This window comes from Mycobacterium sp. IDUB_37, assembly GCF_055419245.1.
This window is the reverse complement of sequence record NZ_JBVAXG010000001.1, coordinates 805,601-823,321: the sequence shown is the minus strand read 5'-3', so window position 1 is coordinate 823,321 and position 17,721 is coordinate 805,601. Positions and strand designations below refer to the sequence as shown.

General features: G+C 65.5%; 12 protein-coding genes and 1 riboswitch. Of the genes, 7 read left to right on the top strand and 5 right to left on the bottom strand.

Annotation, left to right across the window (positions count from 1 at the left end; translation table 11 throughout):
• The first annotated feature begins 13 nt into the window (after positions 1 to 13).
• A complete protein-coding gene (locus ACZY1I_RS03865) occupies positions 14 to 844 on the top strand; it encodes a class I SAM-dependent methyltransferase (protein WP_463752931.1) in 831 nt (276 codons plus the stop codon).
• On the opposite strand, the gene ACZY1I_RS03860 is transcribed toward ACZY1I_RS03865, so the two are convergent.
• Both ACZY1I_RS03860 and ACZY1I_RS03855 read right to left on the bottom strand, forming a co-directional pair.
• Complete coding sequence (locus tag ACZY1I_RS03860; protein WP_463752930.1) at positions 819 to 2,579, bottom strand: ABC transporter ATP-binding protein; 1,761 nt, start codon at positions 2,577 to 2,579, stop codon at positions 819 to 821. The genes ACZY1I_RS03865 and ACZY1I_RS03860 overlap by 26 nt on opposite strands.
• Positions 2,576 to 4,348, bottom strand: a complete 1,773-nt coding sequence (locus ACZY1I_RS03855) for an ABC transporter ATP-binding protein (RefSeq protein ID WP_463752929.1) — start codon at positions 4,346 to 4,348, stop codon at positions 2,576 to 2,578. The genes ACZY1I_RS03860 and ACZY1I_RS03855 overlap by 4 nt, the downstream gene beginning before the upstream one ends.
• A 217-nt stretch (positions 4,349 to 4,565) precedes the next feature.
• Positions 4,566 to 4,745, top strand: a riboswitch (cobalamin riboswitch).
• Positions 4,746 to 4,811: 66 nt separating this feature from the next.
• Here ACZY1I_RS03855 and ACZY1I_RS03850 point away from each other — a divergent pair.
• The 3 genes from ACZY1I_RS03850 to ACZY1I_RS03840 all read left to right on the top strand — a co-directional run bounded on the left by ACZY1I_RS03850 (position 4,812) and on the right by ACZY1I_RS03840 (position 9,440).
• Positions 4,812 to 6,416 (top strand): PPE domain-containing protein, encoded by a 1,605-nt coding sequence (locus ACZY1I_RS03850; RefSeq protein WP_463752928.1) that lies wholly within the window; start codon positions 4,812 to 4,814, stop codon positions 6,414 to 6,416.
• A 42-nt stretch (positions 6,417 to 6,458) separates the two neighbouring features.
• Entirely contained in the window at positions 6,459 to 7,871 is a 1,413-nt protein-coding gene (locus ACZY1I_RS03845; RefSeq protein WP_463752927.1) for a PE-PPE domain-containing protein, read from the top strand.
• A 105-nt stretch (positions 7,872 to 7,976) separates the two neighbouring features.
• Positions 7,977 to 9,440 carry a PPE domain-containing protein gene (locus tag ACZY1I_RS03840; protein ID WP_463752926.1) on the top strand — a complete coding sequence of 488 codons (1,464 nt, stop codon included), beginning with the start codon at positions 7,977 to 7,979 and terminating at the stop codon, positions 9,438 to 9,440.
• A gap of 2 nt (positions 9,441 to 9,442) precedes the next feature.
• Here the strand turns inward: ACZY1I_RS03840 and ACZY1I_RS03835 are convergent, their stop codons facing one another.
• Together ACZY1I_RS03835 and ACZY1I_RS03830 are read right to left on the bottom strand one after the other, a co-directional pair.
• On the bottom strand, positions 9,443 to 10,447 hold the full coding sequence (locus tag ACZY1I_RS03835; protein WP_463752924.1) for a glycoside hydrolase family 6 protein: 1,005 nt from the start codon (positions 10,445 to 10,447) through the stop codon (positions 9,443 to 9,445).
• Between the two features lie 118 nt (positions 10,448 to 10,565).
• The gene (locus ACZY1I_RS03830; protein WP_463752923.1) at positions 10,566 to 12,227 is read right to left on the bottom strand and encodes a PPE family protein; all 1,662 of its coding nucleotides are present in this window, start codon (positions 12,225 to 12,227) and stop codon (positions 10,566 to 10,568) included.
• Between the two features lie 280 nt (positions 12,228 to 12,507).
• Here ACZY1I_RS03830 and ACZY1I_RS03825 point away from each other — a divergent pair, with 280 nt between their 5' ends.
• The 3 genes from ACZY1I_RS03825 (at position 12,508) to ACZY1I_RS03815 (ending at position 14,342) form a co-directional block, all read left to right on the top strand.
• The gene (locus tag ACZY1I_RS03825) at positions 12,508 to 12,861 is read left to right on the top strand and encodes a VOC family protein (RefSeq protein ID WP_463752922.1); all 354 of its coding nucleotides are present in this window, start codon (positions 12,508 to 12,510) and stop codon (positions 12,859 to 12,861) included.
• Positions 12,862 to 12,908: 47 nt separating this feature from the next.
• Positions 12,909 to 13,493 (top strand): carboxymuconolactone decarboxylase family protein, encoded by a 585-nt coding sequence (locus ACZY1I_RS03820; protein ID WP_463752921.1) that lies wholly within the window; start codon positions 12,909 to 12,911, stop codon positions 13,491 to 13,493.
• 69 nt (positions 13,494 to 13,562) lie between these two features.
• Positions 13,563 to 14,342 carry an alpha/beta hydrolase gene (locus tag ACZY1I_RS03815; protein ID WP_463752920.1) on the top strand — a complete coding sequence of 260 codons (780 nt, stop codon included), beginning with the start codon at positions 13,563 to 13,565 and terminating at the stop codon, positions 14,340 to 14,342.
• Here the strand turns inward: ACZY1I_RS03815 and ACZY1I_RS03810 are convergent.
• Positions 14,314 to 17,619 carry a LuxR C-terminal-related transcriptional regulator gene (locus ACZY1I_RS03810; RefSeq protein WP_463752919.1) on the bottom strand — a complete coding sequence of 1,102 codons (3,306 nt, stop codon included), beginning with the start codon at positions 17,617 to 17,619 and terminating at the stop codon, positions 14,314 to 14,316. The genes ACZY1I_RS03815 and ACZY1I_RS03810 overlap by 29 nt on opposite strands.
• Positions 17,620 to 17,721 lie beyond the last annotated feature (102 nt).

Sequence of the window (17,721 nt, the reverse complement as noted above, 5' to 3'; positions counted from 1 at the left end):
GGAAGGCGGCTAGATGAGCGGAACCGCACCCGGCGTGGGCCCCGAATTGGGCCCAGTCCAGGAAACCTTGCTGATTCCGCTCTACGCCCGCGCGTGCGACGCAGCGGCACGGCGCCCGGTGCTGGGTGACCAACGGGCGCGTGAACTCGTCGACGCCATCGACTACGACTTCACCCGCTTCAGTGGTGGGTCGCTGCCCGGATCGGTGTCTCGGACGTCGATCTTCGACGGCTGGACAGCCCGATTCCTGGGCGAGCATCCCGCCGGCACCGTCGTCGAACTCGGCACCGGGCTGAACACCAGGTTCGACCGACTCGACAACGGCCAGGTGCACTGGTTCGACCTCGACCTCCCCGACGTTATTACCCTGCGCCGCAAGTTCTTCAGCGACAGCGAGCGGCGCAGCATGATCGCCGGCTCGGTCCTCGACACCGACTGGTTCGACACGATCGCGTCCTCCCCCGGGCCGTACTTGTTCCTCAGCGAAGCCGTCCTGATCTACCTCAGCGACGACCAAGTACGCCGGTTGCTCGCCCAACTCGGCGAGCGGTTCCCCGGTTCCCAGATCGCCTTCGACACCGCGGGCAAGAAGATGATCGACAACCAGGATCGCAACAAATCCTTGGCGCAGGTCAGAGGTCGCATGCAATGGGTCTGCGACGAACCGCGCGACCTCGAGGGCTTGGGCCTGGAACTACTGGACACTCGAACACTGGCGACGCCGCAGCCCGAAATCGCCAAAACCTGGCCACCGCAACGTCGTTACGGTATGGCGCTGGTCTCGCGGTTGCTACCGTCGATGGTCAACGTCTATAAGTTCAATCTGTTTCGGTTGGCCGCCTGAGCTGCCAGCCGCGGGCGCGAAGGCGCTCCTCCCAGAACCGGGCGTAGGTGCCACCCGCGGTGACCAACTGGTCGTGACGTCCGCGCGCGGTGATCCGGCCGTCGTCTACGACGAGGATCTGGTCGGCGTCCATCACCGTCGAAAGCCGATGTGCGACAACGATAACCGTGCGATTGCTGGCTAGCTCGCGAATGGCGCCGGCCACCGCGGCCTCGTTGACGGCGTCGAGCGCGGCAGTGGCTTCGTCCAGCAGCACGACGGGTGCATCCTTGAGTAGAGCGCGGGCGATGGCGACCCGCTGCCTTTCACCACCCGACAGTGACCATCCGGCTTCGCCGACACGAGTGTCCCAGCCGTTAGGAAGGCGGTCGATCACCTCGTCGAGGCGGGCGATGGCCGCAACGTGATTCAATTCGCGCTGCGTGGCATCGGGATTGGCCATCCGCAGGTTGTCGGCGATGCTGCCATCGAAGAGATAGGCGTCTTCGAAAACGTGCGCGGTCAGCCGCGAGACTCGGTTGGTGCCGAGTTCCCGCAGATCGTGGCCGCCGAGCAGGATGCTGCCGTCGTGGACGTCGAAGAATCGGCCGATCAACCGCAGCAGGGTGGTCTTTCCGGCTCCGGACGGGCCGACGATCGCGGTAAGGCTCCTGTTCGTTATGACGGCGTCGACACCTTTGATGACTTCGGTCCGCTCACCGTAACCGAAACACACACCGCGTAATTCGATATCCGCAGTGTCGGGCGCAGTACTGCTGGCGGGCTCGGGGAGCGACGGCACTGCCAGCAATTCCCGCACCCGGACGATCGCGTCCGCAGTGACCTGGACATGGCCGGCGAGATCACCGAGTTGAGAGAGCGGGTCGATCATCCGCAACGTGATGATGAGCAGTCCGATCATCGTCGGTAGTGCGAGTTCGCCGCGCAGCGTCAGGGCGACGGTCAACGCGATGATTGTCGTCACGACCAGTTGCATCGTGCCGAAGCAACCGATCAGGCCCCACGCTCCGCGGATGGTGAGCCGGGACTGCGAGCGTTGTTGGCGGGTAAGGGATTCTTCGAGCGTGCCGAGCTCCCGGCGGTTGAGGACGCCGTAGGCCCGCAGCGTCGGTTGCAGGCGGGCGTATTCGACGATCCGGGATGCGGTAGCGCCGATGTCCGCTTCGTAGTCCGCATCGTTGTGATGCACGATGGCCATGAACATCCGCAGCGCCAGCGCGCAGAGCACGGCGCCCAGAGTCAATGCCAGCCCAATGCGCCAGTCGCTCAGGTAACTTCCGATGATCAGGGTGGCCGGCGTGCTCACGCCCACGACCAGGTAGCGCAACAGGTGGGCCGGAAAATCCGCCACGTCGACAGCGTCCTTGGCGACCAGGCGGGCGATGGGCCCGGTGCGGTCGGCACCGAACCAACCGATCGGCAAGGTGGCCAGGTGATTTCCGATACGGGTGTGAAAACCGGTCAGCACGCCGGTGCCCACCCGATAGCCCAATGACGTACTCCACGCCAGCAATCCGTGATGGACGACTACCGTCGCGGCGATCGCCGCGATCCAGAACCAGAATTGATCGGTGTCCGCGGGCCGTTCGAGAAGCGCCCCGATCAACGGAACGACGAAAAGGAACCCCAGACCCTGCAGAATTCCTTGCGCGCCTTGCAGAATGAGCATCGTATGCAACTGGCGGCGCCCACGATCATCGAGCAACTCGAGTAGATAGCGAATGATGATGCTCATCGCTTCGCCTCCAGCTGCTCGGTGACGCCGCGTTCACTTCTGCGCTCCTGTTCCCAGAGTCGTGCGTAGATTGCGTTGTTCCCCAGCAGTTCTGAGTGCGTGCCAAGTTCGGCGATGCGGCCGCTGTCGAGTACCACGATGTTGTCGGCGCCTCGAATCGTGCTGAGCCGGTGCGCGATCACCAACACAGTCCGGCCCCGAGCGACCTCGCTGAGCGCATCCTGGATGCGGGCCTCGTTCTCCGGGTCGGCACTCGCGGTGGCCTCGTCGAGAACCAGAATCGGACGGTCGGCGAGAATCGCGCGAGCGATGCAGACACGCTGTCGTTCGCCCCCCGACAGCGCCGCGTCCTCGCCGACGACCGAGTCGAACCCGCGCGGCAATTCCTTGATTCTCGACAGTATCTGGGCTTTGCCGGCGGCATCGCGCACCGCGGCGTCGTCGGCGTCGGGACGCCCCAGCGCGATGTTCTCGCGGATGCTCATCGACGACACCAGATGCGAGTCCTGGAATACGAACGCGACGTGTTGATACAACTCGGCGGGGTCGATCCGGCGCAGGTCGACTCCATACAGTTCGACCGCGCCTTCGGCCGGATCGTTGAACCGGGGCAGCAGTTTGGCCAGAGTCGATTTCCCGGACCCGGACGGTCCGACCAGCGCTGTGATGGTGCCCCGCTCGAGGCGCAGATCGATTTCGGTGAGGGCAACCGTGTCTGCGTATGTGACCCGCACGCCGCGCAGCCGTACCACCGGCCCGGCGGTCGTGGGATCGGGTTCGACGGGTTCATCCGGCGTCGAAAGCTCTGGGGTGGCGAGTAATTCACGAATTTCCCGGTATACCTTCAGCCCGGTGACCAAGGGATGCACCGACATCAGCAGGGTCATCCATCCCGAAGTTATGACGGTGCCGAACACCAGGAAGGCAATGAAGCTCGCCAGGGAAATGTCTCCGTCGGCGGTGAGTATGCCTCCGGCCGTTGCGACAACAAGCAGGATGCTCGGCGGCGACAGCAGTATCTCCGCGGTCACGCTGGCGACGCTCGTAGATTTGGCCCAGTCGAGGAAGAAGTGCGCGAAACCACGCGCCACGTCTTGGAAACGCCGACTCGATTCGCCGGGAGTGCCGAACGCCTTCACCACGCCGATGCCGTTCACGAACTCCACCGCCGCGCCGTTGAGGCGCGCCAGCCATTCCATGAACTCCGGATACTTGGTGCCCGCGCTGGCCATCGCGCGTTGGTAGGCGCCCAGGCCGGCGAACACCGGCAGCAGGGTCGCCAGTGCCATCCGCCAGTCGAGGGCGAAAAGGTAGACCAATGCCACCAGCGGCGGCACCGCGGCGGCGCTGAGCTCGACGATCGAGTGCGCGATCAGCCGATGCAGCGCCGCGACGTCGTCTTCGACCGCCTTCTTGACGATGCCGGAATTGCGGTCGCTGAACCAGTTGAGCGGCACCCTGGTCAATTTGGCCAGAAGTTCACGGCGGATTCGAAACGACACCCGGATGTCAGCCAGATGAGTCATCACGCCGGCAGCCAGGACACCGAGTTGTTTGACTGCCAGCGCGACGATCGCCACGATCACGACCGGCCAGAGGTTGTGGTCGCCGCCGAGGAGTCGTTTGCTCACCTCCACGACCACAACGAGTGGAGCCATGCCCGCCAGCGAGCTCAGTGCCGACAGCAGAGCGCAGGCGATGAGCGTGGTCCGCGCTGACTTGAGAATTTCCGGCGATCGCACGGCTTCCGGTTCAGGGTGGGGTCGCACGCATACCTCCGTCGCAACTCTCTTGCCGCGGACCAACGTGGCAATGATGCGCTACGTCAGCAACGTTGAGGCACCGCGGTGCGGCGGTCGCGCAGCTGCGGCCAAATACGATCGCCGGTTACTCATGCAAAAGGTTCGCAGGACACTTGCAAATTGCCTGCACGTAGTCGGGCGCAGGAATATTGTCGGCGGATGCCCGGTAGGTGCAGCCCGCGGGTGCAATTGGGTGCAACAATGGCGCCTGTACGGCGATGATGATGCAGGAAGCCGGTGTGAATCCGGCGCGGTCCCGCCACTGTCATCGGGGAGCGACCCTCACACGCCACGGCCATTGGCTGGAAGGCGAGGCGAGCAGCGATCCGAGAGCCAGGAGACTCACATCATCGCGACCTGCTAACCCGGGGCGGAGCACCCCGGAGAGAGCTGACGCTTTGAGCATCTTCGCGTCCGGGGCCTGCCCCTAATGACCGCCCCGTTCTGGATGGCCGCGCCGCCCGAGGTGCACTCGGCGCTGCTGTCCAGCGGTCCGGGGCCCGGGCCGCTTCTCGTCTCCGCGGCTGCCTGGGATTCACTGAGCACCGAGTACGCCGAAGTCGCCGACGAGCTGACCGCCGTGGTGAGCGCCGTGCAGGCCGGGGCCTGGGCCGGTCCGACCGCCGAGGCCTATGCGGTCGCCCATGCGCCGTATCTGGCGTGGCTGATGCAGGCCAGCGCGGACAGCGCCGCGACCGCCGCCCAGCAGCAGATCGCGGCCGCCGCCTACACCGCGGCCCTGGCTGCCATGCCAACTCTGGGTGAGCTGGCCGCCAACCATGCCACCAATGCGGTGTTGACCGCGACGAACTTCTTCGGGATCAACACCATCCCGATCGCGCTCAACGAGGCCGACTACGCACGGATGTGGACCCAGGCCGCCGCCGTCATGAGTGCCTATCAAGGGGTCTCTTCGGCGGCGGTGACGGGGTCGCCGCACTCGAGCGCGGCGCCGGCGATCGTGAACGGGAACCCGACGGCGGCCTCCGCCGACCCGTTCTCGGCGATCACCGACTTTTTCGCGGCCGTCGACAAGGTCTTCAACAGCGTGGGCGGTGAAGGCGGCGGCGACCTGTTCTCCTACATCTTCAGCGTCCCTCCCGGAACCGATCCGCTGTCGTGGCTCGTCGGCAAAATCAGCACCTTGTCGTCGCCTACCAGCGGCTACCCCGCACTCCTGCAGGGACTCACCAGCGCGGCCGGCAACAACCCCGCTTTGCTGGCACTGGCCTACCTGTTCGGCGCGGCCGCGATCGGCTACGACCTGACGATCCAGGCCATCCAGTTCCTGGTCACCTTTCCGTTGCTGGCGGTGGGGCTCGCCGCTCCCCTGCTCGCCCTCCCGGCGGCGGTGGGGGGTTTCGGGGCAGGTGGCGTCATCGGCATCGCCGAGATACACGCCCACCTGGATGCAGGTCTGGGACCCGTCCCGGACGAGCCGATCGCCGCGTTGAGCCCGGGTTCGACGACGGTTTCGGGACCGGCTGCGCCGGCACCGGCCCCGGCGGCTTCCGCCCCGGCGCTTGGCCCGGCGCCGTCGGTGCCGGCTCCCGCGCTCGGGGCGCCTGCCGCGCCTGCCGCACCAACACCGCCGCCGGCCCAGCCCGCGGGGCCGATTCCCTACCTGATGGGCATCCCCGCCGGCCTGCCGTCCCGGGCGAGTGCCCGGGTCAGCACCAAAAGTAAGGCCAGTCGTCCCGACGTCGCCGCCGCCCCGGCCGCCGCGGCGGCGTCAGCGAAGAAGAAGGCACGGTCTCGTCGACCACGGCGAGACAACGTCGAAGTCAAAGGCCGCGGTTACGAATACGTGGATCTCGACGACCCGGTCGGCGAAGATCCCGGGACCGCCGCGTCGGACCGGGGTGCGGGACCCCTGGGCTTCACCGGGACCGCCCGGCGGGTGGCCGCGGCCGCGGGATTGACGATGCTGACCGACGACACTTTCGGCAGCGGCCCGAGAGAGCCGCTGGTGCCCAGCACCTGGGCGCCGGACGAGTCCGGTGGGGCGGGCGGAGAAGACGACAGCAGTGCTTGAAAGCCGAGACGCCGCAATGCGGATTGAGGAACAGTGGGCAGCGTGTCATTTCTGAGCGTGCCGCCCGAGTCGCTGGCGGCGGCGGCAACGGATCTGACGAGCATCGGTTCGGCGATCGACGCCGTGCAGACGGCCGCCGCGGCCCGCACCACCGGACTGCTGGCCGCCGGCACCGACGAGGTATCGACGAAGGTCGCCGCGCTGTTCGCCGATTACGGTCGGCAGTTCCAAGCGGTCAGCGCGCAGGTCGGCGCGTCTCAACAGCAGTTTGTTCAGACCCTGAGTGCAGCGGCCGGATCGTATCTGGCCACCGAACTTGCCCAGCGCGATCTGCTCGCAACCGGGACGACCGCAGGCCCTGCGGCGGTCGAGACGCTGATCATGGGCGGCACCGGCAATCCCACCCCGAGTGCCGCCTACCTGAACAACATCTACAACGCCTACATCGCGCCGCTCATCTCCCCGTTGACCGCAGTCCCGACCGGTTTGACCACACCCGAGCAGGGCTTCCCGCTGACCGGTCTCAACAGTCTGACTTTCGACACATCGATCGCCCGCGGAGTCGACATCCTGAAGCAGGCGATCGCAGCTCAACCGCCGGGCACCCAAACCGTCGTCTTCGGTTTCTCCCAGAGCGCCACCGTCGTCACCAACTATCTCAATGGCATTGCCAACGGTTCGATAGCTCCACCGAACCCGGCCGACCTGCGGTTCGTGCTGGCCGGCAATCCCAACAATCCGAACGGCGGCTTCTACGAACGATTCACCGGCTTGTACATACCGGGCTTCAACCAGTCATTCGGTGGCGCCACACCAAACTTGGCCTACCCGACGGACATCTACACGATCCAATACGACGGCTTCGCCAATTTTCCGCGGTACCCAATCAACCTCCTGGCGGACGCCAACGCCCTCGCCGGCCTGTACTACGGCCACCTGAGTCCGAGCCCCGCATACGAAAACCTCACGGCCGCGCAACTCGCGTCAGCGATCGTCGCGCCGGTGTCTCCCGGAACCACCGGCAGCACCACCTACTACGTGATTCCGAGTCAGGACCTGCCGCTGCTGAGGCCGCTCAACCTACCGCAGCCGTTGCTCAATCTGATTCAGCCGCAGTTGCGGGTGCTGGTCGATCTGGGCTACGGCGATATCGGCGGAGCCAATACCGAATACGCGAACCTGCCCACCCCGGCCGGCCTGTTCCCCCTGATCAACCCGATCAACGTCGGGACCTACCTGGTCAAGGGCACCGTACAAGGCGTGCAGGCCAATCTGGTGTTAGCTGGATTACTGCCGCCGTCAGACATGCCGAACACCTACCCATTTGTTCCGCAATTAGATCCAGGCCTGACGATCAACCTTGGCCAGTCTCCGGTTACTTTGCTGTCGGCGGTGACGACGGCGATCGGCACCGGGCTACACGCCCTGCCTATCCCACCTTTCGGAGCCGGCTGAGATTCGGCTGACGCTCACACCGTTTGCCTGCAGAACTTCTGCGGAACTCTTAACAACTCTCGCGCGACTACTAGGTATGCGGTCTCTGATTGCGCGCGGCTGACGGTGACCGCGCCGGTCTGGATGGCGTTCCCACCCGAGGTTCATTCGGTGTCGCTGAGCAGCGGCCCGGGACCGGGCTCTCTGCTGGCCGCGGCCGCAGCATGGAACGCCTTGAGCACCGCCTACTCCGAGGCGCTCGACGACCTGTCGGCGCTGGTGGCTGCGGTGCAAGCCGGCGTGTGGCAGGGCCTCAGCGCCGAGTCGTATGCCGCCGCCAATGCGCCTTACCTGGCGTGGCTGGCGCAAGCCGTCGTCAACGCCGCCGCGACAGCCGCCCAGCACGAGACCGCGGCCGGCGCTTACACCACCGCATTGGTCTGCATGCCCACCCCGGGTGAGCTGGCCGCCAACCACGTCACCCACGCTGCCTTGATGGCAACGAACTTCTTCGGCGTGAACACCATCCCCATCACGCTCAATGAAGCTGACTACGCGCGGATGTGGATTCAGGCCGCCGCCGTCATGAGCACCTATCAAGCGGTTTCGGCTCAGACCGTGGCCGCGGTGCCCGCTACGTCACCGGCGCCCGTGATAGTGAAATCCGGCAACCCCGCGGCCGCATCCACTTCCCCCGACGACATCGCAACCCTCTGGGAGAACCTCGTGCGAAGCGTGGTGGATCAGTTGTTCGGCGTCCAGAGCCCGCCCGAACTCGATTCGCTGGACACGTTCTTTCCGGCGGTTCAACAGTTCTTGAGGTCCCCTTCCCCGGAGCTGTTGGGTGCTCTGGTGGTGGCAGCGACGTACGAAGTCACCTTCGACACCCTGTTCGCCTCGCCCGCGGCGCTGCTGGGCACTCCGTTCCTGACGTTCAGCGGCCTGGCCGGCTTGGCGGGACTCGCCAGACTTGCCGCGGTACCTCAGCCGGATCAGTTGCCCACTGACGACAGCCGGCTTCCGGACTCCCCCGCAGCTCAAGCACGGTCGGCCGCAGGGATCGCACCGGCGGTCGCGGCCCCCGCGCCTGCCGCGTCGGCCGGGACTGGCCCGGCGCCGCCCGCACCAGCGCCGGCGGCGCCGGCATCGGCTCCGGCGGCCGCCGCAACGGGTTTCGGCTACCTGGTGTCCAGTCGTGGACCTGACGACGGGGAGGGTCCGACACTGACCGATCGCGGCAAGGGCATGACGCTGCCGGCGCCCGTCGCCGCGGCGGCCGCAGCTTCAGCGCGTGAATCAGCGCGGGGACGGTCGCGGCGACGCGCACGCGCCGTGATGCGCGGGCGCGGTCGCGAATACATGGACATCGATTCCGAGCTGAGCGCTCCACCGGACCACGCACCCGCCGCCACGGCTGCGTCCAACCAGGGTGCGGGGCCGTTGGGGTTCACCGGGACGGTGTCGGCGGCAGCGGAGGTCCGCCCGGAAGGGTTGATCACACTGGCTGACGGCCTCGATGGCGAACCCGTCGCGCCGAGGCTGCCCCACACGTGGGGCAGCGACCGCATTGAGAATCCGCCGGGGGTCTGAACCTACTGACCCGCGTTGCTGGCCAATTCGGTCGCGTACGAGCTGACGAAGTGACCCGCCGACGGCCCGCCGTTGCAGGATCCGTCGGATTCACCTGGGCGCTTGATCCACAGGTACGCGTCGGCGTGCCCGCCCGAAGTGTTGGTGGTGGGCGGCGTGCCCAGGGCCCGGCCGCTGGGATTGCACCAGCTGAGCGCGGAGTCGGCGGCGGGCCCCGCGCCGTTGCGGCCGGTGTCGATCACGTAGTGCGCACCGCCGGTCATGCCGGAGATCGCCTCGCCGTAGCCGGTCTCTTCATCGGTGGTGAAGAAGTTCGAGACATTGAGACTGAAGCCGCGCGCATGACCTACGCCGGCTTGGTTGAGCCGGTTGGCGATCTCCTCGGCGCTCAGCCAGCGCGAGTGCCCGCCGTCGACGTACACCACCGCCGCCGGGTCGTGGGTCAGCGCGTCGACGGCATAGCTGATCAGGCTGTAGCGCTCCTGGCGCTGATCACCGGACAGGCAGTCGGCCATGTCGAGCGCGTCGGGTTCGACGACGAACGTAGCCGGCGAGCCGCCCAGACCGGAGGCGATCCCATCGATCCACGCCTTGTAGTCGGCGCCCGACGAGAAGCCGCCGGCGGCGTAGCTGCCACAGTCACGGTGCGGGATGCCGTACAGCGCGAAGATGGGCATGCTGCCGGCAGCTTGCGCCGCGCCGACATAGCTAGCGACCCTGCCGCCGACCGAGCCGGCCGGAAATGCCTGGTCCAGCCAGTAGGCCTGCGGCGTGCTGGCGATGACTGCGAGCTGGGCACTGCCCGGGTTGGCGTTGTGCGCGCCCATGGCTGCTGACGCGGGATCTACGTAGAAAGGCTGTCCGGCCAACGGGTTTCCCGAATCGGCCAGCCGCATCGCCGGGGCGGGACTCACGGGGGTGGCGGTGAATCCCGCTACAGCAACGGCCGCAACCGCTGTCAGGGGAACGATCCAACGCGCGACTGCACCAGCGACTGAGGAGATCACAGCGAAGAAGATAGTGTCGCACCGCAGCAAATGCCAATTATGCGTGTGTCTGATGCCACAACCGGCGCTCTGGCCCCCTGCCTCACTCCAATCACGTAGCGATAACGGGTCTTGAGGCTCAGCCGAGGTTCTTCAGTGCCTGAACCAGACCGAACAAGCCCGCCGCACCGGTGCCCGTATTGAACAAGCCCGAAAGCACGCCGCTGAATTGCCCGCTCGGGACCATGCCTACCGGGCCGGTGATGCCGGTGTTGAAGAAACCCGAGATCCTGCCGTTCAACGCCGCACCGCCACTGGCCTGATTGAAGAAGCCCGAGATATTACCGGCGCCGTTGCCGATCGCGGAATTGTTGAGGCCCGAGATTCCATTGCCTATGTTGTTGAACCCGGAATTGGGGAGGCCGGTGTTGGTCACCATTCCAAAGCCCGTGTTCACGTTGCCCGAGTTGTAGTAACCCGTATTGAAGTTGCCCGAATTTCCGTCGAAGGTGTTCCCGTTGCCAGAGTTGTCCATTCCGGTGTTGAACGCGCCGGAGTTGCCGAATCCGGTGTTCAACTGGCCCGAGTTGCCGAAGCCGGTGTTGAACGCGTTCGAATTTCCGAAGCCGAAATCGCCTTGGCCGGAGTTCCCGAACCCGATGTTGCCGACTCCGGTGTTGCCGAATCCCAGGCTGCTGAGGCCGCCCGGGTCAGCGGCGTTGAAGCCCGAGCTCAGGAAACCGATGTTGCCACTGCCAGAGTTGAAGAAGCCGATGTTGTTGTTACCTGAGTTGCCGAAGCCGATATTGCCGCTGCCGGAGTTGAGCAGCCCGGCGAAATTGATACCGCGCTGGTTGTCCCCGGTGAGACCGATCCCGATGTTGTTGTTTCCGGTGTTGCCGAATCCGATGTTGTTGTTGCCATGGTTTCCGGCGCCCTGGTTTGCGATTCCGGTGTTGCCGCCGCCCTGGTTTCCGAAGCCGTTGTTTCCGAGGCCGACGTTGTTGTTACCAAAGTTGCCCAGGCCGATGTTGCCACCGGCATCGAGGGTGGCGCCGTTGTTTCCGAAGCCAATATTTCCGGCGCCGATATTTCCCATGCCGAAGTTGCCACTGCCGAGATTTCCGCTGCCGATGTTCTTGTCACCGAAGTTGCCGCCGCCGAAGTTGGAGCTACCGGTGTTGCCATTACCGACATTGCCGCCGCCGTCCGCACCGCCGTTGTTTCCGTTACCGATGTTCGCGCTGCCTTTGTTGCCGACGCCGAGATTGGGTAGACCGGTCAGCGGTTCGGCCCAAGACTGCAGTTGTGCAGCCGCCGCCGAGGCCCCGGCGTGGTACCCGGTCAGCGCGGCGACATCGGCCGCCCAGAACTCCTCGTAGATGCTCTCGGCGGTCGCGATCGCGGGTGCATTGAGGCCAAATAAGTTGGAGCGCACCAACTGTACGAAGGCGTCGCGATTCGCTGCGACCTCCAACGGGTGAACGGTGGTCGCCTTCGCAGCCTCGAACGAGCTGGCGACGGCGTTGGCCTGGCCGGCCGTTCCGACGGCCCGGGAGGCAGCCGCGTTCAGGAAGGCCGCATAGGGTGCCGCCGCGGCCGTCATCGCCTCGGCGGCCGGGCCTTGCCAAGCCTGGCCTGCCAGATTTGAGGTCACCGAGGAAAACGAACTGGCAGCGGCGCCCAGTTCGTCGGCCAAGCCCTGCCATGCCGCTGCGGCCTGCAGCATCGGCGCGGAACCCGCACCGAGGAACATCCGTAAGGAATTGATCTCCGGAGGCAATACCGAAAAATTGAACACAATGGCCCTCCAATGACAACTTGGCACTCACATCAAGCAAACCCATAACGCCGGAGACGATACGACCGAAAGACGATCTTCAACAGCAGTTTCGGCGATTCAGTAGCGCCTAGATAGCGCAGGCCAGCTAATTAAATACTGACGCCCGTGTAACTATTTGCATTTCCCATGAATCGCATTTGAACTTTTTTCGCCGAGGGCGATCCCGGTGAGTTCTCGGGTTTGCGGAAGTCAAAACAGAGAGAACTGCATTCACGAAGGAAGATAAGGAGGGTACATCGTGCGAGCACACCACCTGCTGGCCGTGATCCCGGTGTCGGATATCCAGACGGCAGCGCGATGGTACCAACGGTTGTTGGGAGCCCCGCCGACCAACAATCCGATGCCGTCGTTGGTTGAATGGCGAACAACGAGCACGGGTTGGATCCAGGTATTCGCCGATCCCGAGAAAGCCGGCAGCACAACGGTGAATCTCGCCGTCGACGACTTGGAGGCGGCGATCGACGAGCTGGCCAGTCGCGGATTGAAACCGGGCGAGATCCAGAGCGCGAGCAAGGGTGTGAGGCTCTCGGCCTTGAACGACCCGGACGGCAACACGATCACGCTGATCGGCGGCTTCCGTGAGACTTACTAGATCTCAGCCGATCGGCTAGCGTCAGATCCGATCGATGGGAGCATGCGATGGCGCGAATTGAACCGGCCGAGTTCGCCGCCGCGATGACGACAGCTGACATCGGCCAGGGGGATCGGATCAATCTCGGCGTCGCCGGCATCATGGGCCGCCTTCCCTCCGTTGCCGGTGCCGTAGGCGGAATGACCGCTGCCCTGCGCGAAACCGGCGCCCTGGCACCGCGATTGATGGAACTGGTTCGACTGCGGATCGCGTTTCACAACCAGTGCCGTAGTTGCATGTCGGTCCGCTATCAGAGCGCGATTGACGACGGCCTCACCGAAGACGCGGTCTGTTCGTTGGAGCGGCCCGCGGAGGCAACGAATCTGACGGAGGCGGAGCGCAGCGCATTGAGGTTCGCCGATCTCTTTGCGACTAACCACCTCGCCATCGATGACGCAATCTACGACGACCTGCGCTCGCACTTCAGTGAGGACCAACTGGTTGCGCTGGGTTTGCACTGCGCACTCTGCGTCGGACTGGGACGCCTGGCTGCCACCTGGAACGTCACCGAGAATCTGCCAAGTGGCCTCTCCGCCGACAGCGGTGCGCCGGTGGCGCCGTGGTCCGCGGAATCCGTTGTTGCTTCTGGTTAATATTTGTAACTTCTTTGCATTGACCACTTTTCCGTCGAACGACATCGAGACCGCTGGCATACTGGCGCGATGGGGCACGCTGGGGGCGGCTCACGTCCGCCAATCCTGTTCATACACGGAGCATTCGGTCGGCCATCATTATTCAAGCCATGGACCGACTTTTTCACCCAATCCGGATTCGATTGCATCGCAGCGACTTTGCCGGGTCGCGATCCCACGGATGACGCCGTTCTGGGCCGCACCGGCATTGGCGAGATGTTCGAAGCAGTACTCGGCGTCTACGACAACCTTCCTGCCCGACCGGTCATCATTGGCCACAGCATGGGCGGGCTTCTCACCCAGAAGCTGGCCGCGGCACGCGATCCACTCGCCGCGGTGCTCCTGGCCTCGGTTCCTCCCGGCATCCTTTGGCCGCAGCTGAAACCGCTTCCGCACCTAGCCCCGGTGATGCCGAACATTCTGCTGGGCAAGCCATTCCTTCCGTCGCCGCGAACGATGCGCGAAGTCCCGCTCTGCACACTGCCGGCCGCCGAACAGGACGAGTTGATCCCTCGACTTGTTCGCGATTCCGGGAAGGTCTACCGCCAGATGCTTGTCGGCGCGTCGGTAGCAAAGGTTGACGCGTCGGCCGTGACCTGTCCCGTCCTCTGCGTCAGCGCGGGTGAGGATCGAAACGTCGCGGCATGGACCTCACGGCAGATCGCCAAGCGCTACGGCGCTGAACACCAGGTACATCCCACGCTGCCGCACTGGATCATCGCGGAATCGGCGCTGCATGATGTCGCACCCCCGGTGCTTGACTGGATATCGCGCGTGCTGGCTACTCGTGACGGGCGGCCTCTTGAATGAGCTGCACCCGGGAAGTTAGGCCCAGCTTGTTATAGACGTGGGTGAGGTGGGTCTGCACGGTCCGCGGCGACACCAAGAGCCGGGTTGCAATGTCCTTATTTCCCAGGCCTTCACACACCAGACGGACGACGTCGGTCTCCGACGGCGTGAGTGACGCCCAGCCCGTCGCCGGTCGCCTGCGTTCGCCGCGGCCACGCTGGGCGTAGGAGATAGCTTCGTCGGTGGACAGGCCGGCGCCCTCGGCCCATGCGGCCTCAAATTCGTCGTCGCCCAACTCATTACGCACTGCCGCGACCGCCGCTTCATATTCGGAGTCGTAGATCTTGAACCGAACCGCGCCGATGCGCTGCCAGGTGGCTTCGGCCGCGCCGAAGAGCCGGGCTCCGGCGCGGTGCCGACCGGCTTTCGTCGCGACTGCGGCCAGGCACTCAAATATGTTGGGCACGAGCAGGTTTGCCCCGACGTCTGCAGTTCGCGTGAGAGCGTCGTGAGCGTCGGATTCGGCCTGCTCTGGCTCCCCTTGTGCGATCGCCACGTGTGCGCGTGCAGTCAGCGCCACAGCCAGGTGCCAGCCTGTCGCATGGGTGACAGCGTCATCGGCCCAGCGCCGGGCTGCGTCGAGGTCCCCGCTGGCCTGCGCGCACTGCGCGTTGTAGGCGCGCCACACGGCTGCCGTCGGCGGCTGAACGCTGAGGGACTGCCACGCCAGCTCGCACGCTTCTCGGGCTTTGTTCACGTCACCGGCAGCCAGGGCCGCGACGCCCGACGCGGAATGGGCGACCCCGGTAAGCAAATCGCTCACTTTGGCGGCCTCGAGGAGCGTGTTGGCCGTGCTTCGTGCGGCGTCCACCTCGCCCTGGTAGGCGAGCGTGTATGCAAGGCCTTGCAGGCCATCCATGTTCGCAACGACATCGTGAACGCGCTGGCCTTCGGCCGCAACAGCGCCGAACTGCGCAGCGGCACCTGCCAAATCGCCGTCGTACCACAGCGCCCACCCGAGGACGATCCGGCACCACAGCGAATTGGCAACGTGCCCAAGCGAATCAGCAAGATCGCGGCCCTCTGCACCGGCCGCGCGAGCCGTGCTCACGTCTCCGGAGATGATTGCCCCCCAACCCTGCCAGGCGAGCAGCTGACTCAACGTCCAACGGTCGCCTATCGCTCGGGTCAGGCCCAGCGCCTCGGAAAAATACGGCTGGGTCGCCTCGGCCGTGTAGCCAAAGCTGGCGATGAGGGCGCAGGCCGCCAGCGCCCGCGCCAAGACCGCCTCGTAGTCGACCCCGCGGGCTATTTCCAACGCCTTTCGCGCTGTGTCCAAAGCGTCGGCGACGCCGACTTGCGTGCCGAGCAGCGCGTTGTCGGCAAGCGCTCGTGCGTAGACAGCAGGGGGCACTCGAACTTCACGCTTCCGCTGCTCGGCGAACGCGGCATCGAACCACGCCAGTCCCTCGCGTAGGTGCCCGCCCCGGAACCACAGCGGCTGCAGCGATGACGCCTGCGCCAACGCCAGTTCGACGTCGGAGTTGTCCAGGCTCCAGCCGAATGCGCTCCGCAAATTTTCCATCTCAGCTTCGGCACGCTCGACGCGGCGCACGTAATCGCTGCCCGCCGGCTCGTCGAGCGCGGCCGCTATCGACACGTAGTAGTCGCGGTGCCGAGACCGGACGGCATCGGCTTCGCCGGATTCGCCGAGTTTCTCCTGCGCGTACTGGCGCACAGTTTCGAGCAGCCGGTATCGCGTTGGACCGCTTGTGTTTTCCGCCACCACGAGTGATTTGTCGACGAGCAGGCTGAGTTGATCCAGCACCTGGTAGCTCTCAATGGTGCCGGCGCCGGCGACAGTCCGGGCGGCGTCCAAGTCGAATCCGCCGAAGAACACGGCTAACCGGCGGAACAGCGTGCGTTCGGTTTCGGTGAGCAGTGCGTGCGACCAATCGACCGAGGCGCGCAACGTCTGCTGGCGACGCACCGCCGTGCGGGAACCACCGGTCAACAGACGAAAGCGGTCATGCAGGCTGCCCACGATGTCCGCCAGCGACAGCGCGCGCACCCGGGCGGCCGCGAGTTCGATCGCCAACGGGATGCCGTCGAGGCGCCGGCAAATCTCGGCTACGGCAGCGACGTTGTCATCGTTCATGGCGAAGTCCGCCTGAATCAGGCGGGCACGATCGGCGAACAACTCGATCGCCTCGTCGGCCAGCGACAGCGATGGGACCTGCCAGGCGGCTTCGCCGGTCACGCCGAGCGGCTCACGGCTCGTTGCGAGCACCGACAGCCGCGGCGCCGCACCCAGAAGTGCAACGGCCAGTTCGGCACTGGCGTCAATGAGGTGCTCGCAGTTGTCCAGCACCATCAACATCTCGCGGTCGCGCACAAATCGCAGCAGCGTTTCGGTCGTCGACTGCCCGGGTTGGTCCGGCAGACCCAGCGTGCGGGTCACGGTGACCGGGACCAACTGCGGGACTGTGACCGGCGCCAGGTCGACGTACCACACGCCGCCGGGGAACCTGTCCGCCAGATCGCCGGCGACCTGCACTGCCAGGCGCGTCTTGCCAACCCCGCCGGCTCCGGTCAGCGTGACGAGCGGGTTGCCGGCCAAAGTTTCGCGCAGACTCGCCATCTTCGCTTGGCGCCCAATGAAACTCGTGAGCTGAACCGGGAGGTTGTGGGCGGCGACGGCACTGGTCGCCCGAAGCGGCGGGAAGGTGTCACGGAGGTCTTGGTGGCATAACTGAGCCACTCGTTCGGGACGGGGCAGGTCACGCAGCGGGTGCGCCCCAAGGTCGATCAGCCAGGCGCCAGGTGGGAGCTGATCGATCACCAACGGCTCGGTCGCGCCCGACAACAGCGTCTGGCCGCCGTGGCCCAGATCGCGCAACCGCGCGGTGCGGTTGATCGTCGGGCCGATGTAGTTGCCCTCATCTCGCAGTCGGACCTCGCCGGTGTGTACCCCGATACGCAACAGGATCGGGAGCAGCGGCGCCTGCTGCAGTTGGAGCGCGCAGGCGACCGCGTCCGACGCGCGCCTGAACGCGATGACGAAGCTGTCGCCCTCGCCTTGTTCAACCGGTCGGACGCCGTCGTGCGCCGCGACAGCCACGGACAGGGCTTGGTCCAGGCGCGCCACTGCGGCTCTCATTTCGTCCGGCCGGGTTTCCCATAGCCGCGTCGAGCCCTCGACGTCGGCCAGGAGCAACGTCACCGTTCCCGTCGGCAACTCGCTCACATCGACGTCGCTCCAGTCCACCGGCGGCATGTCCGCACGTAGATCGATCATGCCAGTCAGCATGCGGCTCCGACGAGCATCAAACATCAGCACAAACGCGTATGGCTGGCTACTCGTGTCGGGCGGGCCTACGACCCGATCTTCCGGCTCAAG

Coding starts and splice junctions, on each gene's coding strand:
- ACZY1I_RS03860 (WP_463752930.1), bottom strand. CDS start 2,579: ATGAGCATCATCATTCGCTATCTACTCGAGTTGCTCGATGATCGTGGG.
- ACZY1I_RS03815 (WP_463752920.1), top strand. CDS start 13,563: ATGGGGCACGCTGGGGGCGGCTCACGTCCGCCAATCCTGTTCATACAC.
- ACZY1I_RS03820 (WP_463752921.1), top strand. CDS start 12,909: ATGGCGCGAATTGAACCGGCCGAGTTCGCCGCCGCGATGACGACAGCT.
- ACZY1I_RS03810 (WP_463752919.1), bottom strand. CDS start 17,619: ATGATCGATCTACGTGCGGACATGCCGCCGGTGGACTGGAGCGACGTC.
- ACZY1I_RS03850 (WP_463752928.1), top strand. CDS start 4,812: ATGACCGCCCCGTTCTGGATGGCCGCGCCGCCCGAGGTGCACTCGGCG.
- ACZY1I_RS03865 (WP_463752931.1), top strand. CDS start 14: ATGAGCGGAACCGCACCCGGCGTGGGCCCCGAATTGGGCCCAGTCCAG.